The organism is Xenorhabdus aichiensis, assembly GCF_028598775.1.
GTDB lineage: Bacteria > Pseudomonadota > Gammaproteobacteria > Enterobacterales > Enterobacteriaceae > Xenorhabdus > Xenorhabdus bovienii.
In genome coordinates this window covers 178,272-196,213 of record NZ_JAQRFO010000002.1, presented here as the reverse complement: position 1 = coordinate 196,213, position 17,942 = coordinate 178,272, and the positions used below count along the sequence as shown (strand labels likewise).

At 44.1% G+C, this 17,942-nt stretch carries 16 protein-coding genes; 9 read left to right on the top strand and 7 right to left on the bottom strand.

Annotated features, from left to right (window positions below; translation table 11 throughout):
- Nucleotides 1-532: 532 nt before the first annotated feature.
- Nucleotides 533-1,915 (top strand): multidrug transporter subunit MdtD, encoded by a 1,383-nt coding sequence (gene mdtD, locus PSI22_RS02210; RefSeq protein WP_273578289.1) that lies wholly within the window; start codon nucleotides 533-535, stop codon nucleotides 1,913-1,915.
- Nucleotides 1,916-1,920: 5 nt separating this feature from the next.
- Here the strand turns inward: mdtD and rbsR are convergent, their stop codons facing one another.
- The 6 genes from rbsR to rbsD all read right to left on the bottom strand — a co-directional run bounded on the left by rbsR (nucleotide 1,921) and on the right by rbsD (nucleotide 7,755).
- Complete coding sequence (rbsR, locus tag PSI22_RS02205) at nucleotides 1,921-2,922, bottom strand: ribose operon transcriptional repressor RbsR (protein ID WP_273578287.1); 1,002 nt, start codon at nucleotides 2,920-2,922, stop codon at nucleotides 1,921-1,923.
- 2 nt (nucleotides 2,923-2,924) lie between these two features.
- On the bottom strand, nucleotides 2,925-3,854 hold the full coding sequence (gene rbsK, locus PSI22_RS02200; protein ID WP_273578285.1) for a ribokinase: 930 nt from the start codon (nucleotides 3,852-3,854) through the stop codon (nucleotides 2,925-2,927).
- Between the two features lie 63 nt (nucleotides 3,855-3,917).
- Nucleotides 3,918-4,808, bottom strand: a complete 891-nt coding sequence (rbsB, locus tag PSI22_RS02195) for a ribose ABC transporter substrate-binding protein RbsB (protein ID WP_038194867.1) — start codon at nucleotides 4,806-4,808, stop codon at nucleotides 3,918-3,920.
- Nucleotides 4,809-4,832: 24 nt separating this feature from the next.
- Nucleotides 4,833-5,804 carry a ribose ABC transporter permease gene (rbsC, locus tag PSI22_RS02190; protein WP_273578282.1) on the bottom strand — a complete coding sequence of 324 codons (972 nt, stop codon included), beginning with the start codon at nucleotides 5,802-5,804 and terminating at the stop codon, nucleotides 4,833-4,835.
- Between the two features lie 18 nt (nucleotides 5,805-5,822).
- The gene (gene rbsA / locus PSI22_RS02185) at nucleotides 5,823-7,328 is read right to left on the bottom strand and encodes a ribose ABC transporter ATP-binding protein RbsA (RefSeq protein WP_273578281.1); all 1,506 of its coding nucleotides are present in this window, start codon (nucleotides 7,326-7,328) and stop codon (nucleotides 5,823-5,825) included.
- A 7-nt stretch (nucleotides 7,329-7,335) separates the two neighbouring features.
- A complete protein-coding gene (gene rbsD, locus PSI22_RS02180; RefSeq protein ID WP_273578279.1) occupies nucleotides 7,336-7,755 on the bottom strand; it encodes a D-ribose pyranase in 420 nt (139 codons plus the stop codon).
- 283 nt (nucleotides 7,756-8,038) lie between these two features.
- Between rbsD and ravA the strand changes: the two genes are divergently transcribed.
- Together ravA and viaA are read left to right on the top strand one after the other, a co-directional pair.
- Complete coding sequence (ravA, locus tag PSI22_RS02175; RefSeq protein WP_273578276.1) at nucleotides 8,039-9,541, top strand: ATPase RavA; 1,503 nt, start codon at nucleotides 8,039-8,041, stop codon at nucleotides 9,539-9,541.
- Between the two features lie 4 nt (nucleotides 9,542-9,545).
- A complete protein-coding gene (gene viaA, locus PSI22_RS02170) occupies nucleotides 9,546-11,003 on the top strand; it encodes an ATPase RavA stimulator ViaA (protein WP_273578274.1) in 1,458 nt (485 codons plus the stop codon).
- 33 nt (nucleotides 11,004-11,036) lie between these two features.
- On the opposite strand, the gene asnA is transcribed toward viaA, so the two are convergent.
- Nucleotides 11,037-12,029 carry an aspartate--ammonia ligase gene (gene asnA, locus PSI22_RS02165; protein WP_273578272.1) on the bottom strand — a complete coding sequence of 331 codons (993 nt, stop codon included), beginning with the start codon at nucleotides 12,027-12,029 and terminating at the stop codon, nucleotides 11,037-11,039.
- Between the two features lie 165 nt (nucleotides 12,030-12,194).
- Here asnA and asnC point away from each other — a divergent pair, with 165 nt between their 5' ends.
- From asnC to atpB, 6 genes are all read left to right on the top strand, one after another.
- Nucleotides 12,195-12,656, top strand: coding sequence for a transcriptional regulator AsnC (gene asnC / locus PSI22_RS02160; RefSeq protein WP_273578270.1), 462 nt, complete (start codon nucleotides 12,195-12,197; stop codon nucleotides 12,654-12,656).
- A 93-nt stretch (nucleotides 12,657-12,749) separates the two neighbouring features.
- Nucleotides 12,750-13,190, top strand: a complete 441-nt coding sequence (gene mioC, locus PSI22_RS02155; protein WP_038249849.1) for an FMN-binding protein MioC — start codon at nucleotides 12,750-12,752, stop codon at nucleotides 13,188-13,190.
- 375 nt (nucleotides 13,191-13,565) lie between these two features.
- On the top strand, nucleotides 13,566-15,455 hold the full coding sequence (gene mnmG, locus PSI22_RS02150) for a tRNA uridine-5-carboxymethylaminomethyl(34) synthesis enzyme MnmG (protein WP_273578267.1): 1,890 nt from the start codon (nucleotides 13,566-13,568) through the stop codon (nucleotides 15,453-15,455).
- Between the two features lie 12 nt (nucleotides 15,456-15,467).
- Nucleotides 15,468-16,088 (top strand): 16S rRNA (guanine(527)-N(7))-methyltransferase RsmG, encoded by a 621-nt coding sequence (rsmG, locus tag PSI22_RS02145; protein WP_273578265.1) that lies wholly within the window; start codon nucleotides 15,468-15,470, stop codon nucleotides 16,086-16,088.
- 610 nt (nucleotides 16,089-16,698) lie between these two features.
- Nucleotides 16,699-17,076, top strand: a complete 378-nt coding sequence (atpI, locus tag PSI22_RS02140; protein ID WP_038180776.1) for a F0F1 ATP synthase subunit I — start codon at nucleotides 16,699-16,701, stop codon at nucleotides 17,074-17,076.
- A 31-nt stretch (nucleotides 17,077-17,107) separates the two neighbouring features.
- Nucleotides 17,108-17,935 carry a F0F1 ATP synthase subunit A gene (gene atpB, locus PSI22_RS02135; protein ID WP_273578263.1) on the top strand — a complete coding sequence of 276 codons (828 nt, stop codon included), beginning with the start codon at nucleotides 17,108-17,110 and terminating at the stop codon, nucleotides 17,933-17,935.
- The last annotated feature ends 7 nt before the right edge of the window (nucleotides 17,936-17,942 follow it).

Below are 17,942 nucleotides of genomic sequence, written 5' to 3'. Positions count from 1 at the left end.
TTACTGTTAGTTCGTAATGAATTAACTGTTTTAGTCACTCTTTAAGACTTTAAAGTTTTCGGCATCTTGCGATGCTGTCGATACTGTCTTGTGAGTGCCCACACAGATTGTCTGATTAAGTTGTTAAAGAGCGGACTGACTTAACGTAAGGTTTGGGTCAGTCAGGGCTGCGTATCTTACGCTTTTTGCCCGGAGAGTCAAGCGCTTATTTTCGCTTTTCTCTCGCTGGCCTCCGCGGCGTGTCTTCGCTCAGCGTCGGTCAGTGGTGGCGCATTATAGGGACTTTTCGGCCCCTGACAATAGTTTTTTTGAATTTTCTTTCCGTTCGTGTTTTTTTTCAACAAAATTAGCATTTACGCTCTTTTTTCAGTCAAAAATTGGTGTTATCGACGACAATGATTAAATCTATGCAGTAGGATAATGTGTTAAATAGAAGGGAAGTATGACATCCATACAGTTAAAAGAACAAAAACAAGTGGAAAAAAATACCCAGTAAGTAATCATCGATTATTAAAATATAACAGGATATCTAATGGTCAAATCTGCACGCAGTATGTCGGGATTGCCCTGGATTGCTGCGATAGCTTTTTTTATGCAATCCCTGGATGCAACCATCCTTAATACCGCATTGCCGGCAATTGCTGAAAGTCTTAATCATCATCCTCTGGCAATGCAGCCAGCCATTGTCAGTTATACCTTAACGGTGGCAATGTTAATTCCGGTCAGTGGTTGGTTGGCTGATAGATTCGGCACACAACGGATATTCATTTATGCCGTTTCCCTTTTTTCTTTAGGTTCACTCGCCTGTGCGTTATCCAGCAGTTTCTCTTTTCTGGTAGCTGCCCGCGTCATTCAAGGGATTGGTGGTGCCATGATGATGCCTGTTGCCCGTTTGGCATTACTGCGGGCATATCCTCGCAGCGAATTGTTGCCCGTTTTGAATTTTGTGACTATGCCAGGTTTGCTTGGTCCAATTTTAGGCCCCATGCTCGGCGGATTGTTAGTAACCTATGCAACTTGGCATTGGATCTTCATCATCAATATTCCTATCGGCCTACTGGGTATTATTTATGCCAGAAAGCACATGCCCAACTTTACCATGCCTAAATGCCCCTTTGATTTTCTGGGATTCATGCTATTTAGTGTAGGGCTGGTGATGCTTTCGGTCAGCTTGGATTTATTTGGCAATAATACTCTGCCTAACTATGTTCCCGTTGCGGTTATGGCGGGTAGTATCATTATGCTGTCAGGATATATCTTCCATGCCAAAAGGCATCCAAATCCACTCATCGACCTCCAGTTGTTCCAAACACGTACCTTTTCAGTTGGCATCACCAGCAATATTGCCACTCGCTTAAGTACGGGTTCTCTCTCATTTCTTATTCCGTTAATGCTACAAGTGGGTTTTGGTTACTCGGCGATTATTGCCGGGATAATGATGGCACCAAACGCCATTGGCGCAATTCTCGCTAAATCTTTTGTCACCAAGTTACTGACTCGATTTGGATATCGAAACACGCTCATTTGGGTCACGGTGATCATTGGTGTGATGATTGCACAGTTTTCGCTACAGACACCGGAGATATCACTCATCTTTTTGATCATTCCTCTATTTATTTTAGGAATGGCAATGTCCACGCAATTTACATCAATGAATACCATTACCCTTGGTGATTTGAATAATAACAATGCCAGTGCGGGCAATAGCCTATTGGCGGTTACTCAACAGTTATCTATCAGTTTAGGAGTAACAGTCAGTGCTGCAATCCTTCGGCTTTATGAGTCAGCAGAATACGGTTCAACAGTGGATCACTTCCACTATACCTTTATTACGATAGGCGTGATTACTCTAGCCTCTTCTTTTGTTTTCCTGTTATTGAAGAAAGAAGATGGCCGGAATTTGATTAAAAAGTAATGCCTTCAGCGTTTGGCTACAGAATTCCGTTCAATCAGTTTTGGCTTCAAAATCAATTGTTTTGGCTCAATTCCTGGATTGTCCATTCTATAGAGCAGAGTATCAATGGCCAGCTTACCCAATTCATCTTTGGGTTGATGAATGGTGGTCAGTGGTGGGGTCATGTAAGGCGCCATCGAAATGTCATCATATCCAATCACGGAGATATCATTGGGAACAGAAAGACCCGCCCTATGTAAGGCTTGATAAGCCCCAATAGCCATAGCGTCATTTCCTGCAAATACCGCCTCAGGAGGTTTAGATAATTGGAGTAGCTGTTCCATTGATGACAATCCACCAGCAAATTCAAAATCACTGTGGATTTCATACCCTTCAGGGATCTCTAACTGGGCATCTTTCATTGCTTTTCGATATCCAGCCAGACGCTGACGGGCTGGCGTCTTATCCTGTGGGCCAGCGATACAGGCGATTTTACGAAAACCTCGGCTAATCAGATAACTTGTGGCTAATTCGCCCCCCAATAGAGAGTTATCTTTGATGACATCACTGGATACATAAAAAGGCGACCAATCCATTGTTACCATCGGTATAAGTGGATATCGGAGCAGAAAATCATTGGGTAGTACCGCATTTTCAGAACACATGATTAACAAGCCATCAACACGTTTTTGCAACAGTGTTTCCATACTGCGGATCAGCCGCGTCACGTTACCTTCGGTATTACACAGAATTAAGCTGTATCCCCGCTCGTAACAATTCCGTTCAACTCCCCTGACAATTTCAGCATAAAACGGGTTATTACTGGTCGTGACCAGCATACCGATGGTTTTGGTTTGCTTAATTTTCAGACTTCTGGCCAAGGCGGAAGGAGCATAGTTCAACTCATCAATGGCCGCATTGACTTTCTTTTTCACTCTCTCACTGACATAACGGTTATCATTAATTACATAAGAGACCGTTGATGTCGATACGCCCGCAAGACGGGCAACGTCCTTCATAGTAGCCACGGTTAGTCCTGTTCAGCCAGAAATGCATCAATCTCACGTCGCCACGGAACAGCAGGCTGCGCTCCCTGACGTGTCACAGCAATAGCTGCCGCAGCATGGGCAAAACGAATTGCCGATACTATTTCTTTCCCTTCCAATAATCCCGTTACCAGAGCACCATTAAATGTATCGCCCGCCGCAATCGTATCGATTGCCTTGACTTTAAATCCAGGAACAATTTTACCTTGCTTGCCATTTTCACTCAGCCATACGCCACGGCTGCCCAATGTGATAATAACGATTTCAATACCTTTATTATGCAAGTCCTGAGCGGCTTTTTCTGCTCCCACATCATCTTTTACAGCGATCCCAGTTAAGTATTCCGCTTCTGTTTCATTAGGAGTGATGATATCGACCAAAGAAAGCAATTGTTCAGAGAGTTTCTGTGCTGGCGCAGGGTTCAAGACAACTTTGGTGTTATGTTTTCTGGCCGTTTCAGCGGCTAGCTGTACGGTTTCCAATGGTGTTTCGAGTTGTAATAGCAACACATCAGCCTCTTTGACCACCTGCTCATGATGGTGGAAATATTCAGATGTTAGTGCGCCATTCGCTCCTGCGCTAATGCCAATGACATTTTCCCCCTGCTGATTCACAAAAATCAGTGCTACACCCGTTGTTTCACCTTCAATAACTCCGATTGCCGAGGTATTGATATGATCTTTCGCCAATTGTTGACGGACACGCTCGCCAATATCATCTTGGCCAACACAAGCAATAAATGTAATGTCAGCACCACAGCGACCTGCAGCAACCGCCTGATTAGCTCCCTTTCCCCCAAATGCAACCTGATACTGTTTTCCCATCACGGTTTCCCCTGGCTGAGGAAAAGATTCGAGGTTCAAGATGTGATCTGCATTAATGCTACCCATCACGGCAAGTTTTGCCATACTCATTACATTTATTCCTGTTCAGCGATGATGCAGCCATCAAAACTGATGGCTGCATGGTAATACTGATTATTTTTTGATAACTAATTCCAATTCAACCGGGATAGTAGCGTCAACTTTTTCACCTTTCAGCACCTTGTCTGCTGTCTGGACGCCAATGATGCCAATCTGATCGGGGCGCTGTGCAATCGTTGCACTTAATTTACCGCTCCGTACAGCCTTGACGCCATCGTCAGTTCCGTCAAATCCGACAACCAGCACATCTTTTTTATTGGCTGTCTGCAACGCACGCAACGCACCGAGTGCCATTTCATCATTTTGGGCAAAAACGGCTTGTACTGATGGGTGGGCTGTCAGCAGGTTCTGCATGACATTCAGCCCCTTTGTGCGGTCAAAGTCAGCAGGCTGGCTGGCTAGCATATTGAATTGATGGTTTTTGGCGGCCTGAGAAAAACCTTCACTACGTTCACGTGCACCAGAAGTACCAGAGATACCTTCCAATTGAATGATTTTGGCATTGTTACCCAATTTTTCAGCGATAAAATCACCGGCCATTTTGCCACCCAAGCGATTGTCAGAAGCAATATGGCTGACAACGTTTCCTTTATTCGCCGTACGGTCAAGGGTGATGACCGGAATATTCGCCTTATTTGCCATGATGACCGCATTACCAACGGCGTCTGAATCTGTTGGGTTAATCAGCATCAATTTCGTGCCACGAACAGTCAAATCCTGTACGTTAGCCAGCTCTTTTGCCGGATTATCCTGAGAATCAAGCACAATCAGGTCATATCCGAGTTTATCAGCCTCTTTCTGTGCGCTGTCTTTCATCGTGACAAAGAAGGGGTTATTCAATGTTGAAATCACCAATGCAATGCTATCCTTCGCCAGTGCATTGGCACTCATGGTTGCACTCAAGGCTACGGCGGAGAGAATGGTTGCCAGCTTCTTCATTTTCATGTTGTTTTTTCCTGTAGGGTGAGGTTATTTACTACTTTTGTTATCAACCAAGACCGCCAGTAAAATCACAACTGCCTTGACGATCATCTGGTAGTTGGAAGAAATACCTAATAAGTTCAATCCATTGTTCAAAAAACCTAAAATCAGCGCACCAATCAGCGTACCGACAATCCGTCCCTTCCCGCCAGCCAGGCTGGTTCCCCCCAGCACCACGGCTGCAATGGCATCCAGCTCATAACCACTTCCTGCCATCGGTTGAGCAGAAGATAGCCGGGCCACTTCGATAATACTGGCCAGTGCTGCCAATAGGCCACATAGGGAATAAACGATTATTTTTATTTTATCAACGTTAATACCTGATAAACGTGTTGCAGATTCATTTCCGCCTAAAGCGTAGATGTAACGGCCAAGGCGAGTATGATGCAGAATGTACCAAGCAGCAGCAAAAACCAGCAGCATGATCCAGACTGGCGCCGGCACTCCTAATGGACGGCCAATGCCAAACCAGCCAAACAGATCGGCATTATCACTGAATCCGGTATTGATGGGACTACCATCGGTATAAACACGGGTAACACCACGCAATAACAACATCATCACTAATGTGGCAATAAACGCCTGGACTTTGCCCTTCGCAACAATAACACCAGTACATGCGCCAATCGCCGCCCCCAATGCCAGTGTCGCAGCAACTGCCACCAGCGCGTTGACATCCGTACCGACCATAGATGCAGCCACCGCTCCCGTCAGTGCCAGTAGAGATCCGACGGATAAATCAATGCCCGAAGTCAGGATCACCAACGTCATTCCCACCGCCATGATAGCGTTGACAGAAGTTTGCTGGAGGATATTAAACAGGTTATTCAGTGTGAAAAAATTGGGGCTGAGGAAGGAAACAACAACAATCAGAATCAATAGTGCAATCAGTGATTTCTGCTCCATCAACCAGGCTTTCGTGAGCCAACGTCTGGAGGTTGGTGCTGTGTTAGAATTCATATCTCTTATCCTTGATCATTATCTTTCAACTGCACCGTATTGTTTGCCGACAGCAGCGGCCATCAGCGCTTCCTGAGAGGCGTTATCCGCACTGAACTCACCACTTATGCCACCTTCATGCATCACCAGAATACGATCACTCATTCCCATGACTTCCGGCATCTCAGACGAGACCAAAATGATGCTCAAACCTTCTTTTTTGAACTGATTGATCAACTGATAGATCTCTTTCTTCGCACCGACATCCACTCCTCGGGTTGGCTCATCCAGAATCAATACCTTCGGGCGAGTCATCAGACCACGGGCAATCGCCACTTTTTGCTGGTTACCGCCAGAAAGCAAGCCAATCGATTGTTCCATTGAGGGAGTTTTGATATTGAATAATTTGATGAAGTCAGTTACGGCTTTTTGTTCTGCGGAATGATTCAAACGATAGGGTTTTTGACTGAAATAACGTAACGCTGTGAGGGACATATTTTCTTTGACCGACATTCCCAACACCAAGCCATCACGCTTACGGTCTTCCGAAATATAGACAATGCCGTTAGCCAGCCCATCCTGTGGATTGCGAATAGTCAGGGGTTTTCCATCCAGCAGGATCCTGCCTTCGGTTTTCGGCAATGCTCCGTAGATCACCTTCATCAATTCAGTACGACCAGCTCCCATTAAACCGGATATTCCCAGAATCTCGCCACCGAACAGAGAAAAACTGACATTTTTGATCCCTGATCCAGATAGGTTTTCAATCTCCAGTCGTTTTTCCCCACGCGGCAGATCCAGACGCGGGTATTGATCTTCCAGCTTGCGTCCCACCATCATTTCGATCAACGTATCTTCTTGTAGAGCAGCAACCGGCTGTTCGCCAATAAACTGCCCATCACGAAATACCGTCACGTCATCACAAATTTCAAAGATTTCTTTCAGACGGTGGGAAATGTAGACAATGCCACAGCCTTGAGCTTTCAGCTCCCGTATGACATGAAATAGCGATTCAGTTTCGGTATCGGTCAAGGCATCCGTTGGCTCATCCATTATGATGACTTTGGATTGGAAACTCAGCACCTTGGCAATTTCCACCATTTGCTGATCGCCGATGGACAATTCAGAAACTAGTCGACGGCTGCTATAACGGATATTCAAACGCTTCAGCAGATTATCGGCCTCTTCATACATTTTTTGCCAATTGATGATACCCAGTTTATTGACGAACTCACGCCCAAGAAAAACATTTTCTGCGATCGTCAGTTGGGGGATAAGATTTAACTCTTGATGAATAATGCCGATCCCAGCCTCTTGGGACGATTTAGGGCCGGAGAAAACCACATTTTTCCCAAGATAATGGATTGAACCGGCATCTTTGGTATAGATGCCGGTCAAGACTTTCATCATCGTGGACTTACCGGCACCATTTTCGCCGACCAACGCCATAACTTTCCCGGGATAAACGCGAAGGACTGCACCCGACAACGCCTTTACCCCAGGGAAAGCCTTATCAATCTCCTTTAACTCCAGCAATGGCTCCATAATACCCTCAGAAAGTTACGCCAGAACAAAGGAGGATATTGGCATAAGGAGAACATTCTCCGGTACGGATAATCGCTTTGCTCTTTTCTGTCTTCTCTTTCAGAATGTTATGACTCACATACTCTATCGCGATTGCATTTCCCTGTTTTGTTTCGAGTTCAGCAATGCGCTTGATGATTTGTTCATGTATCTGAGGGTTGTGATCAATCATCTCCGTAGCCAGAATGGCCGCTTCAACCTGCACTTCCTGCACAACCACGTCAAACACAGACATCAAATCGGGTATTCCCTGGGTTAACGCTAAATCAATTCGCTGGGTGGACAACGGGATAGGTAACCCCGCATCACTGATCGTGATCTGATCAGTGTGCCCCAAACGAGAAATAACGGCAGAAATATCAGAATGCAATAAAACGCCTTTTTTCATTTTTTTATTAACTCCTTAGCGAAAGCGAAACGTTTCGCTAAACCGTCATCATATAAAGCCCTATACCAAAGACAACATGCTTGATATGAAAATGTGATCATGATTAAAACGTTTAATAAATAGGGCAATAAATAAAAAAACCTAACTTATTGAATAAGTTATACTGAATCGATTTTTCAAACACACTACTGGGGATCAATAAATAATCACCAAAATCTTTGCATAGATTGAATTTTATCTATAAATAAATGAAGGTAACTATTCGAACCATGGTGTACATAATATGCAATTGGTCGAGAAAATATCCCAGTTAAGTCAGCATCTAGAAAGTGGATTATATGAAAGGCGACAAGCCATTCGTCTCTGTCTTCTGGCCGCCTTATGTGGAGAGAGTGTTTTTCTCCTAGGGCCACCGGGGATCGCGAAAAGCCTGATAGCACGCCGGCTAAAATTTGCGTTTCAAAATGCTCACGCTTTTGAGTATTTGATGACACGCTTTTCCACACCAGAAGAGATCTTCGGCCCACTCTCCATTCAAGCACTCAAAGATGAAGGCCGTTACCAGCGCCTGACAGAAGGCTATTTGCCAGAAGCGGAAGTTGTTTTTCTGGATGAAATCTGGAAAGCAGGCCCCGCTATTTTGAATACCCTGCTGACCGCAATCAATGAAAAAAAATTTAGAAATGGCAACCAAGAAGAAAACCTGCCGATGCGGTTATTGGTCACGGCATCCAATGAGCTGCCCGATTCTGATAGCAGCCTGGAAGCCCTCTACGATCGTATGTTGATCCGAATCTGGCTAAACAACATTCAGGAAAAGAAAAATTTTCGTGCCTTACTGACTGATCGAAACAATGGGAATGACAATCCTGTACCTACCCATTTCCAAATTACAGATGAGGAATTTCATCAATGGCAGTGTAAGATTGAACACGTCTCCCTGCCAGACTACATTTTCGAGCTGATTTATCAGCTACGCCAGCAACTGAATGCCTCTGAAAATCTCTCTTACGTTTCAGATCGCCGCTGGAAAAAAGCCATCCGCTTATTGCAGGCTAGTGCATTCTTCAGTGGGAAAAATGCCATATCTCCGCTAGATTTAGTGCTATTGAAAGACTGCCTGTGGCACGACCTGAATGCCTTAAAGCTTCTGCCGCAATTCCTTCATGATTTGCTGACAGAACAAGCCTATCAACAGCGTTTCCTGCTACAGAAAATGGATGGAGTATACCAACAATGGATACAAACCAGCCGAGATGAAACTCACCTTCATCCCTTACAGTTAACCACGAACTCATCACTTTTCGGCCGCAAGACCCACTACTCACTTCCCAAGACTATCAATGATGAAAAACTGACGCTATTTCTGTATCCCGCATTACATCTGCATGATATTGAAGTTAATTTCATTGAAATAGATAGGAAAGTACTGGAAAACGTACTCAAAAATAGCAGTGGAGAATTGCTCGCTTGCTTAAATGGCATTGGTTTTCCACTGAAAATTTCGGCCGAGATCAACGAAAAACATCAACTGGAAGTGCTGGATATTAGCCATAACAGTGCCATTCTCTGCCAAGCGGAAGCAAAGCAACTAACAACAGAAAAAACAAATAACGAGTGGAATGAAAAGCTTATATCTATTAGTGATGCCATCCAGCATCAGCGCCAATTGTTCGGTCAGCATCAACCTTGTTTATTTATCGAAGAACATTGGATTGCCAACATTGAACAAAGCTTTCTGCAATTGATCGAAAAACTGAAACAATTGAGATCAAAAATGGGGTAGTGACATGTTAACTCTGGCAACGCTCGATCTTTTACTCTCGATCAATGAAGGTGAACTGATCGAGGAGATCATTTTAGCACTGTTAAGTGCCCCTCAATTGGCCATTTTTTTTGAAAAATTTCCTAGGTTCAAGCGCGCATTATTGAAAGATGTACCTGCATGGCAACAAGCACTACAACAAAGAATAAAAGATACACTCATTCCAGCCTCTCTAGCTGAAGAATTTCAGTTATACCAGCAATTACTAACGGCTAATACGACAGAATTTTATCAACAACTCCCTGATCTCGCCGAGAAGCTTGAACAGATCAAATCTCCTTTTACCCATAACGCCCACACATTGCGAGAAGCGTTATCTGAACACACCCACGCAGGACAAATCCTGTTTATTCAACGCTGGCGCACCAGCCTGATCCTGCAAGTAACAACCTTTCACAAGCAATTGCTGGAACAGGAAAAAGAACAATTATTGGCAGAGATCCAGAAGCGATTGGTTCTCAGTGGCAATCTCGATCCGATATTCGATGAAAATGATCGCGCCGCAGGGCGATTGTGGGACATGAGCAAAGGCCGACTTCACCTGACGTCGCACAATACCGCATTATTCACCCAATATGCTGAATTTCTCAAACAGCAGCCTGAACTGGAAAAACTGGCACAATTACTCGGCCGCAGCCAAGCGGCTAAATCAATTCCCGAAGATAGCGACACCCTTGAACCATTCACCCAGATAGAGCGAATGCCAGATACCGTGCCAGAGCAAGTCAGCGGTATCCAACAAGGTGACGATATCCTGAGACTTTTACCCACAGAACTGGCCATGCTGGGAATTGAAGATCTGGAGTACGAATTTTATCGGCGGCTGGTGGAGAAAAAGTTACTGACCTACCGCTTACAAGGAGACAATTGGCAGCCAAGAACTATATTGAAGCCGGTTACTCACCATGATCATGCAGAACAGCCCCGAGGGCCGTTTATTGTGTGCGTGGATACTTCCGGATCAATGGGCGGGTTCAATGAGCATTGTGCAAAAGCATTTTGTCTGGCACTGATGCGTATTGCTCTGGCAGATAATCGTCATTGCCACATCATATTATTTTCCACAGAACTCATTCACTATGACTTAACGTCACAAGATGGGCTAACACAGGCGGTACATTTTTTGGGGCAAACTTTCAAAGGAGGAACCGATCTGGCATTCTGCCTGAATGCCATCATTGAGAAAATGCAAGAAAATATCTGGAAAGATGCCGACGCTGTTGTTATTTCAGATTTCATTGCCCAGCGGTTGCCAGACGCTCTAATCCATCAGATACAAAACCTGCAACAACGCCAACAACACCGCTTCCATGCAGTTTCCCTGTCCCATTATGGAAAGCCCGGTATCATGCGGATATTCGATCATATCTGGCGCTTTGATACCGGGATTACAAGCCGTTTACTGCGAAGATGGCGACACTGAGTCACTACTCTCGGATCCCTTCGCAGTCAATCCTTACAGTACACCTTCAACAGATTCGATAATTTCGGGTGACCAGACACCACACTGAACCTGACCAATATGCGCCATTTGCAGCAACAGCATCACCAAACGTGATTGACCAATGCCTCCACCGATGGATTGTGGCATATCACCTTTGACCAATGCCTGATGCCAGTCATATTGCAGTCGATCTTCATCACAAGTTAACTCGAGCTGACGTTGCAGTGCTTCTGCATCAACACGGATACCCATTGACGAAATTTCAAAAGCATCTTGCAATACGGGGTTCCAGACAATAATGTCACCGTTCAGGCCGAAGAAGCCGTCGCTGTTTGGCGTTGTCCAGTCGTCATAATCCGGTGCACGAACATCATGTGACTGACCATCAGACAACTTACCACCAATTCCCATCAAGAAAATCGCACCAAACTCTTTGGCGGCCTCACGCTCACGACTTTTAGCATCCAGATCAGGGTAACGTTTCAGAAGCTCTTCACTGTGAAGAAAGTGAATTTGATCTGGCAGGAACGGTGCCAGACCAAATTCCTTACTTACTGCTTTTTGTGTTTCTTTTATCGCTTCGTAGATTTTACCTACTGTCTGTTTTAAATAACCGAGTGAGCGGTGACCTTCACCCATCACTTTTTCCCAATCCCACTGATCAACAAAGACAGAGTGGATAGGAGTCAGGCGATCCTCATCAGGACGCAGAGCCTTCATGTGGGTATACAATCCTTGTTCAGATTGAAAACCAAAGCGACCTAATGTCTTGCGCTTCCATTTAGCTAGAGAATGAACCACCTCAAACGTTGCATCTGGCAATGTTTTAACTTTTACCTGTACCGCTTTTTCATGGCCAGACAAGTTGTCCTGAGTACCATCACCAAGACGGCTCAGAATGGGTCCCTGAACTTCGATTAAACCGAGTTGCTTCTCTAGCAGACGGGAAAAGTATGATTTCACAAAACTAATCTGCTGCTGTTTTTCAATAAAGGATGTTTTCATGGCGCTGCTCTCAAAATTTTTAGTGACCCTGTGTCCTGTTGATATAGATTAAGCAACAGAATGAGGTATAAATTCAATATCTGATAATAAAAATATCGAGTAATATTTATAAACAATAATTTTTACACCATAAAAATGAATATCATTCAAAAATAGGGGTTAAAAATGGCAGAAATTTATCAGATCGATAATTTAGACCGTGACATTCTTCACGCTTTAATGGGTAACGCACGGACACCTTATGCAGAATTAGCCAAAAAATTCGCTGTTAGTCCGGGAACAATTCATGTTCGTGTGGAAAAAATGAAGCAGGCAGGGATCATTACAGGCACTCGTGTTGATATCAGTGCCAAACAACTGGGGTTTGATGTGTGTTGCTTTATCGGCATCATTTTAAAAAGCGCCAAAGACTATCCGGCCGCATTAAAAAAACTCGACATGCTTGATGAAGTGGTTGAAGTCTATTACACCACAGGGCATTACAGCATTTTCACTAAAGTCATGTGCCGCTCCATCGAATCGCTTCAAGATGTACTTATCAACAAGATCCAGACAATCGATGAAATCCAGTCAACAGAAACCCTGATCTCCCTGCAAAACCCAATCATAAGAACAATCAAGCCTTGAAACAGGAAATGGTTTATAACCACATTATCCACAGGTAGATCCCAGTAGACTCACAGCGTACAATAGCCGCTCTTTAACTTAACAGGGATCATGATGAGCACAATAACCTTAATCAGCGGCAGCACAATGGGAAGTTCTGAATATGTTGCCGAACATATGGCGGAGATCTTAGAAAATCACGGGTTTTCAACTGAGGTCCTTCATGGTCCTTCACTGGATGATCTGCGCCTTGGTGGGCTATGGCTTGTGGTCACATCAACACATGGGGCAGGGGACTTACCCGAAAATCTTCAGCCTCTGGCAGACACGATCGCACAAGAACAGCCAGATCTAAGTAACGTGACATTTGGTTCGGTCGGTATTGGCAGTTCAGAATATGACATATTCTGTGGCGCCATCAAATCATTTGAGCATCTATTGAAAGATCGCGGAGCAAAAAGGATCGGGGATCGATTGGAAATAGACATCCAGAAGTATGAAATTCCCGAGGATCCCGCTGAAGATTGGGTTAAAGAATGGGCAAAGTTACTCTGATCCGATTAAAAATATAACGATCAACTGTGGATAACTTATCTGAAAAGCAGGGATTAACCCGTAGTTATCCATTTAATAACTCAGTTTCAATTTACCACCTGTGTATAACTACGCATTTAGATCCCAGCTTATACTGACTTGGATCACGGATCATTCACAGCAAATGATCCTTTACAGCATCATGATCTTTCTATGGAAAAATCACTTATCCACAGATGATCGCGATCCTAATAACAGATCTAATAAAGAGATCTTTAAATAAAAAAGATCTTCTTTTAATTAACGGCGATCAAACTTACTTGGTCTAACGTCTAAACTTGAGTAGAATCCCCTCCCTAATGCATATCAAGCATTCTCACAATTGAAGGTTCGCACATGTTTTATCCAGAGCACTTTGACGTCATCATTATCGGCGGTGGTCACGCCGGTACCGAAGCAGCAATGGCTGCCGCACGTATGGGACGTCAAACCTTATTACTGACTCACAATATTGATACTTTGGGCCAGATGTCATGTAATCCAGCCATTGGTGGGATCGGTAAAGGGCATCTGGTAAAAGAGATCGATGCACTTGGTGGCCTAATGGCTCAAGCAACTGATCAGGCCGGTATTCAATTCAGAACACTGAATGCCAGCAAAGGTCCAGCAGTTCGGGCAACGCGAGCACAGGCAGATCGAGTACTGTACCGACAGGCTGTAAGAACCGCATTGGAAAACCAACCTAACTTAATGATCTTCCAGCAGTCGGTTGAAGATCTCATCGTTGAAAACAACACCATAACAGGCGTTGTTACACGTATGGGATTAAAATTTAAGGCAAAATCAGTTGTACTGACTGTTGGTACTTTCCTTGATGGAAAAATCCACATCGGGCTGGAAAACTACAGTGGTGGACGTGCCGGAGATCCTCCTGCGATCGCATTATCCCATCGCCTGCGTGAATTGCCTTTACGCGTAGCTCGCCTGAAAACGGGAACACCTCCCCGTATTGATGCACGAACCATTGATTTCAGCCAGCTTGAGCAACAGTTGGGTGATAACCCGATACCCGTATTCTCATTCATGGGCAACGTAGATCAACACCCACGACAGATCCCTTGCTATATCACACATACCAATGAAAAAACCCATGAAGTGATCCGTAATAATTTGGATCGTAGCCCGATGTATGCGGGGATCATCGAAGGGATCGGACCACGTTACTGCCCTTCCATCGAAGACAAAGTCATGCGTTTTGCGGATCGCAACGCTCATCAGATCTTCCTTGAACCAGAAGGCCTCACCAGTAACGAAATCTACCCGAACGGCATTTCAACCAGTCTGCCATTTGACGTACAGATGCAGATCGTTCACTCCATGAAGGGTATGGAAAACGCCCGTATCGTTCGCCCTGGTTATGCGATCGAATACGACTTTTTTGATCCACGTGATTTAAAACAGACACTGGAAAGCAAATTTATCAATGGCCTGTTCTTTGCTGGTCAAATCAACGGCACTACAGGATACGAAGAAGCGGCAGCACAAGGATTACTGGCAGGTTTGAATGCCGCACGTTATGCCGCAGATGAAAACGGCTGGTTCCCTCGCCGTGATCAAGCCTATATCGGTGTATTGGTTGATGACTTGTGCACATTGGGTACGAAAGAGCCTTACCGCATGTTTACGTCGCGCGCAGAATATCGCTTGATGCTGCGTGAAGACAATGCGGATCTCCGTTTAACGGAAAAAGGCCGGGAATTGGGCTTGGTTGATGATCAACGTTGGGAGCACTATTGCCGCAAAGTTGAGATGATTGAACAGGAACGCCAGCGCTTACGAAATATCTGGGTACACCCGCATTCTGATAGCTTGGGTGAAATCAACCAAATGCTGAAGGCACCACTGTCAAAAGAAGCCAATGGTGAAGATTTACTGCGTCGCCCTGAAATGAATTATGAACTGCTGACATCACTGCCACGTTTTACTCCGGGGTTAACAGAACCTCAAGCGGCAGATCAAGTTGAAATTCAAGTGAAGTACGAAGGCTATATCGCCCGTCAGCAAGAAGAGATCGAAAAACAATTACGTAACGAAAATGCCGCTTTGCCACTCGATCTGGATTACAAACAAGTCAACGGGCTTTCCAATGAAGTTATTGCAAAACTGAATGACCATAAACCAAGTTCAATTGGTCAGGCCTCGCGTATTTCTGGTATTACTCCAGCAGCCATTTCCATTTTGCTGGTATGGTTAAAAAAACAAGGTTTATTGCGTCGTAGCGCCTAAGAGGACGAAGTTTTGCTTAACAAATTGGAATCGCTGCTGGCGACAACAGACATTGCGTTATCACTGGAACAAAAACAACAGCTTGTCGCTTATGTTGATATGCTCAACAAATGGAACAAGGCTTATAACCTGACATCTGTCCGTGATCCCGAACAAATGCTGGTTCGGCATATCATGGACAGCATAGTTGTTAATCCTTTTCTTCACGGAACGCGATTTATTGATGTGGGAACAGGGCCTGGCTTGCCGGGCATCCCGTTGGCAATTGTACGGCCTGATTCTCATTTCACTCTGTTGGACAGTTTAGGAAAACGAGTTCGCTTCTTACGTCAAGTTCAGCATGAATTGGGCTTGGGTAATATTGATCCCGTACAGAGTCGGGTTGAAGAATTTATTCCTGAACCTCCTTTTGATGGGGTGATCAGCCGTGCATTTGCTTCGCTGCAAGACATGCTGTCATGGTGTCGTCATCTTCCTAAACCCGCAGAAGGGCGTTTTTATGCCCTGAAAGGCGTGCTGCCGGAAAATGAGTTGACTCAACTGCCTTCAGGGATAACGCTTGATACTGTGGTTTCTCTGCAAGTTCCTGAGTTGGATGGGGAGCGTCATTTGGTCGTACTTAAATCAAACTAACTTTTTTGTTTGTCAATAAAAATCTAAATAATTAGTGACGTTAACCACATTTATAATGTTACGGACGTTACTAATTATTACTTTTGGTTGTTTGAACTTTATTTACTGACAGATCACATAAAAATAACCTTCATTTTATTTTGGTATAAACTTTCTTTTTGAAAAAGGTTATCAATTTCCTTTATAAATAAATTTTAGAGAAAGAGAACAAAATAAACATTTAACATTTTTTGGTGATATATTAGATAATTCTTTATGACTGTAATATTAATTATTTGATTTTAATTGAAAAAAATAAATGATTTTTATCACATATTTAATGATAAATATAACTAATGTTTTTGGTCGGATGTGATATACATCACGTTTAATTTTTCAGTCATACCATTAATCGTTGCAGAATATTAAATGGTATTTGTGAGCAATCTACCATCAAAGTTAGAAATTTAAATAATTATTCACTTTTTCGCTACTTATGGATTGAATTCATTTTGGCTGCCCGTATAATTTGCACGTTTTTGTCACTTGACACTCTTAAACAAAGACAGTTTTATACAGCATTCAGCAAAGCCTGATATGTGATGGTGTACTTCGGGAGAAAACAAAAGTCATGTCTGTATCCCTTTACAGCGGTAGAATTGCACTGAAACTGTTACTTTTGCAGTTAATGACTTTTGTTATTCTCAGTGTGGCTTTTTGTACCAGAAGTATCGAATGGGGCGCTTCTGCTTTTGCCGGTGGGTTGGCGTGCTGGCTGCCAAATGCCATTTTTATGCTGCTAACCCGCTTCCAAAAAGCAAAAGAAGAAGATGTACCAGTACGCATTGCATGGTTCTTCGCTATTGGCGAAGTGGCTAAGGTTGTCATTACGATAGCTGTGCTGATAGTTGCCTTGGGAGTGTTTAAGGCGGCATTTGCACCACTTGGTGTAGCCTATTTAGCGGTGCTGATTGTGCAGATCATCGCACCTGCCGTAATGAACGGTTAGCATTTTTAACAATAAAAGGGTAAAAAGCATCATGTCTGCATCAGGAGAAGTTTCAACTTCGCAGGAGTACATAAGTCATCACCTGAAGCACCTTCAGTTAGACTTGCGTACCTTTGAGTTGGTCAATCCCCACGCTAGTGGTTATGAGACGACGTTCTGGACGTTGAACATTGACTCGCTTTTTTTCTCCGTCGTATTAGGGATGTTGTTTCTGTTTGTATTCCGGAGAGTTGCGGTTCGCGCTACCGATGGCGTGCCGGGTAAGCTCCAGACTGCAGTAGAAATGGTTTTCGGTTTCGTTGATAACACTGTGCGTGATATGTATCACGGTAAGAGCAAAGTGATAGCTCCTCTGGCTTTGACTGTGTTCGTCTGGGTGTTATTAATGAACGCATTGGACTTGTTGCCAATCGATTTCATTCCTTTGATCGGTGAACACGTCTTCGGCCTGCCTGCTCTGCGTGTTGTTCCAACAGCAGATGTCAGTGTCACCCTGTCGATGGCGCTCGGTGTCTTTGTTCTCATCCTGTTCTACAGCGTTAAGATGAAAGGAATTCGTGGTTTTGCGAAGGAGCTGACATTACAGCCTTTCAATCACCCACTGTTTATTCCAATTAACTTAATTCTGGAAGGGGTCAGCTTGCTATCTAAACCTATATCACTCGCTCTGCGACTGTTTGGTAATATGTATGCTGGCGAATTGATCTTTATTCTTATCGCGGCTCTTTTACCGTTTTGGTCACAGTGGTTACTCAGCCTGCCATGGGCGATTTTCCACATACTGATTATCACGTTACAAGCCTTTATCTTTATGGTTCTGACGATTGTTTATCTGTCGATGGCATCTGAAGAACATTAATTTCTAT

What these genes read in the sequence shown, in the direction of transcription:
- atpB (WP_273578263.1), top strand. Translation starts at nt 17,108, where the DNA reads ATGTCTGCATCAGGAGAAGTTTCAACTTCGCAGGAGTACATAAGTCAT.
- atpI (WP_038180776.1), top strand. Translation starts at nt 16,699, where the DNA reads ATGTCTGTATCCCTTTACAGCGGTAGAATTGCACTGAAACTGTTACTT.
- rbsC (WP_273578282.1), bottom strand. Translation starts at nt 5,804, where the DNA reads ATGAATTCTAACACAGCACCAACCTCCAGACGTTGGCTCACGAAAGCC.
- ravA (WP_273578276.1), top strand. Translation starts at nt 8,039, where the DNA reads ATGCAATTGGTCGAGAAAATATCCCAGTTAAGTCAGCATCTAGAAAGT.
- rbsD (WP_273578279.1), bottom strand. Translation starts at nt 7,755, where the DNA reads ATGAAAAAAGGCGTTTTATTGCATTCTGATATTTCTGCCGTTATTTCT.
- asnC (WP_273578270.1), top strand. Translation starts at nt 12,195, where the DNA reads ATGGCAGAAATTTATCAGATCGATAATTTAGACCGTGACATTCTTCAC.
- mnmG (WP_273578267.1), top strand. Translation starts at nt 13,566, where the DNA reads ATGTTTTATCCAGAGCACTTTGACGTCATCATTATCGGCGGTGGTCAC.
- asnA (WP_273578272.1), bottom strand. Translation starts at nt 12,029, where the DNA reads ATGAAAACATCCTTTATTGAAAAACAGCAGCAGATTAGTTTTGTGAAA.
- rbsA (WP_273578281.1), bottom strand. Translation starts at nt 7,328, where the DNA reads ATGGAGCCATTGCTGGAGTTAAAGGAGATTGATAAGGCTTTCCCTGGG.
- rbsB (WP_038194867.1), bottom strand. Translation starts at nt 4,808, where the DNA reads ATGAAAATGAAGAAGCTGGCAACCATTCTCTCCGCCGTAGCCTTGAGT.
- rbsK (WP_273578285.1), bottom strand. Translation starts at nt 3,854, where the DNA reads ATGAGTATGGCAAAACTTGCCGTGATGGGTAGCATTAATGCAGATCAC.
- mdtD (WP_273578289.1), top strand. Translation starts at nt 533, where the DNA reads ATGGTCAAATCTGCACGCAGTATGTCGGGATTGCCCTGGATTGCTGCG.
- mioC (WP_038249849.1), top strand. Translation starts at nt 12,750, where the DNA reads ATGAGCACAATAACCTTAATCAGCGGCAGCACAATGGGAAGTTCTGAA.
- viaA (WP_273578274.1), top strand. Translation starts at nt 9,546, where the DNA reads ATGTTAACTCTGGCAACGCTCGATCTTTTACTCTCGATCAATGAAGGT.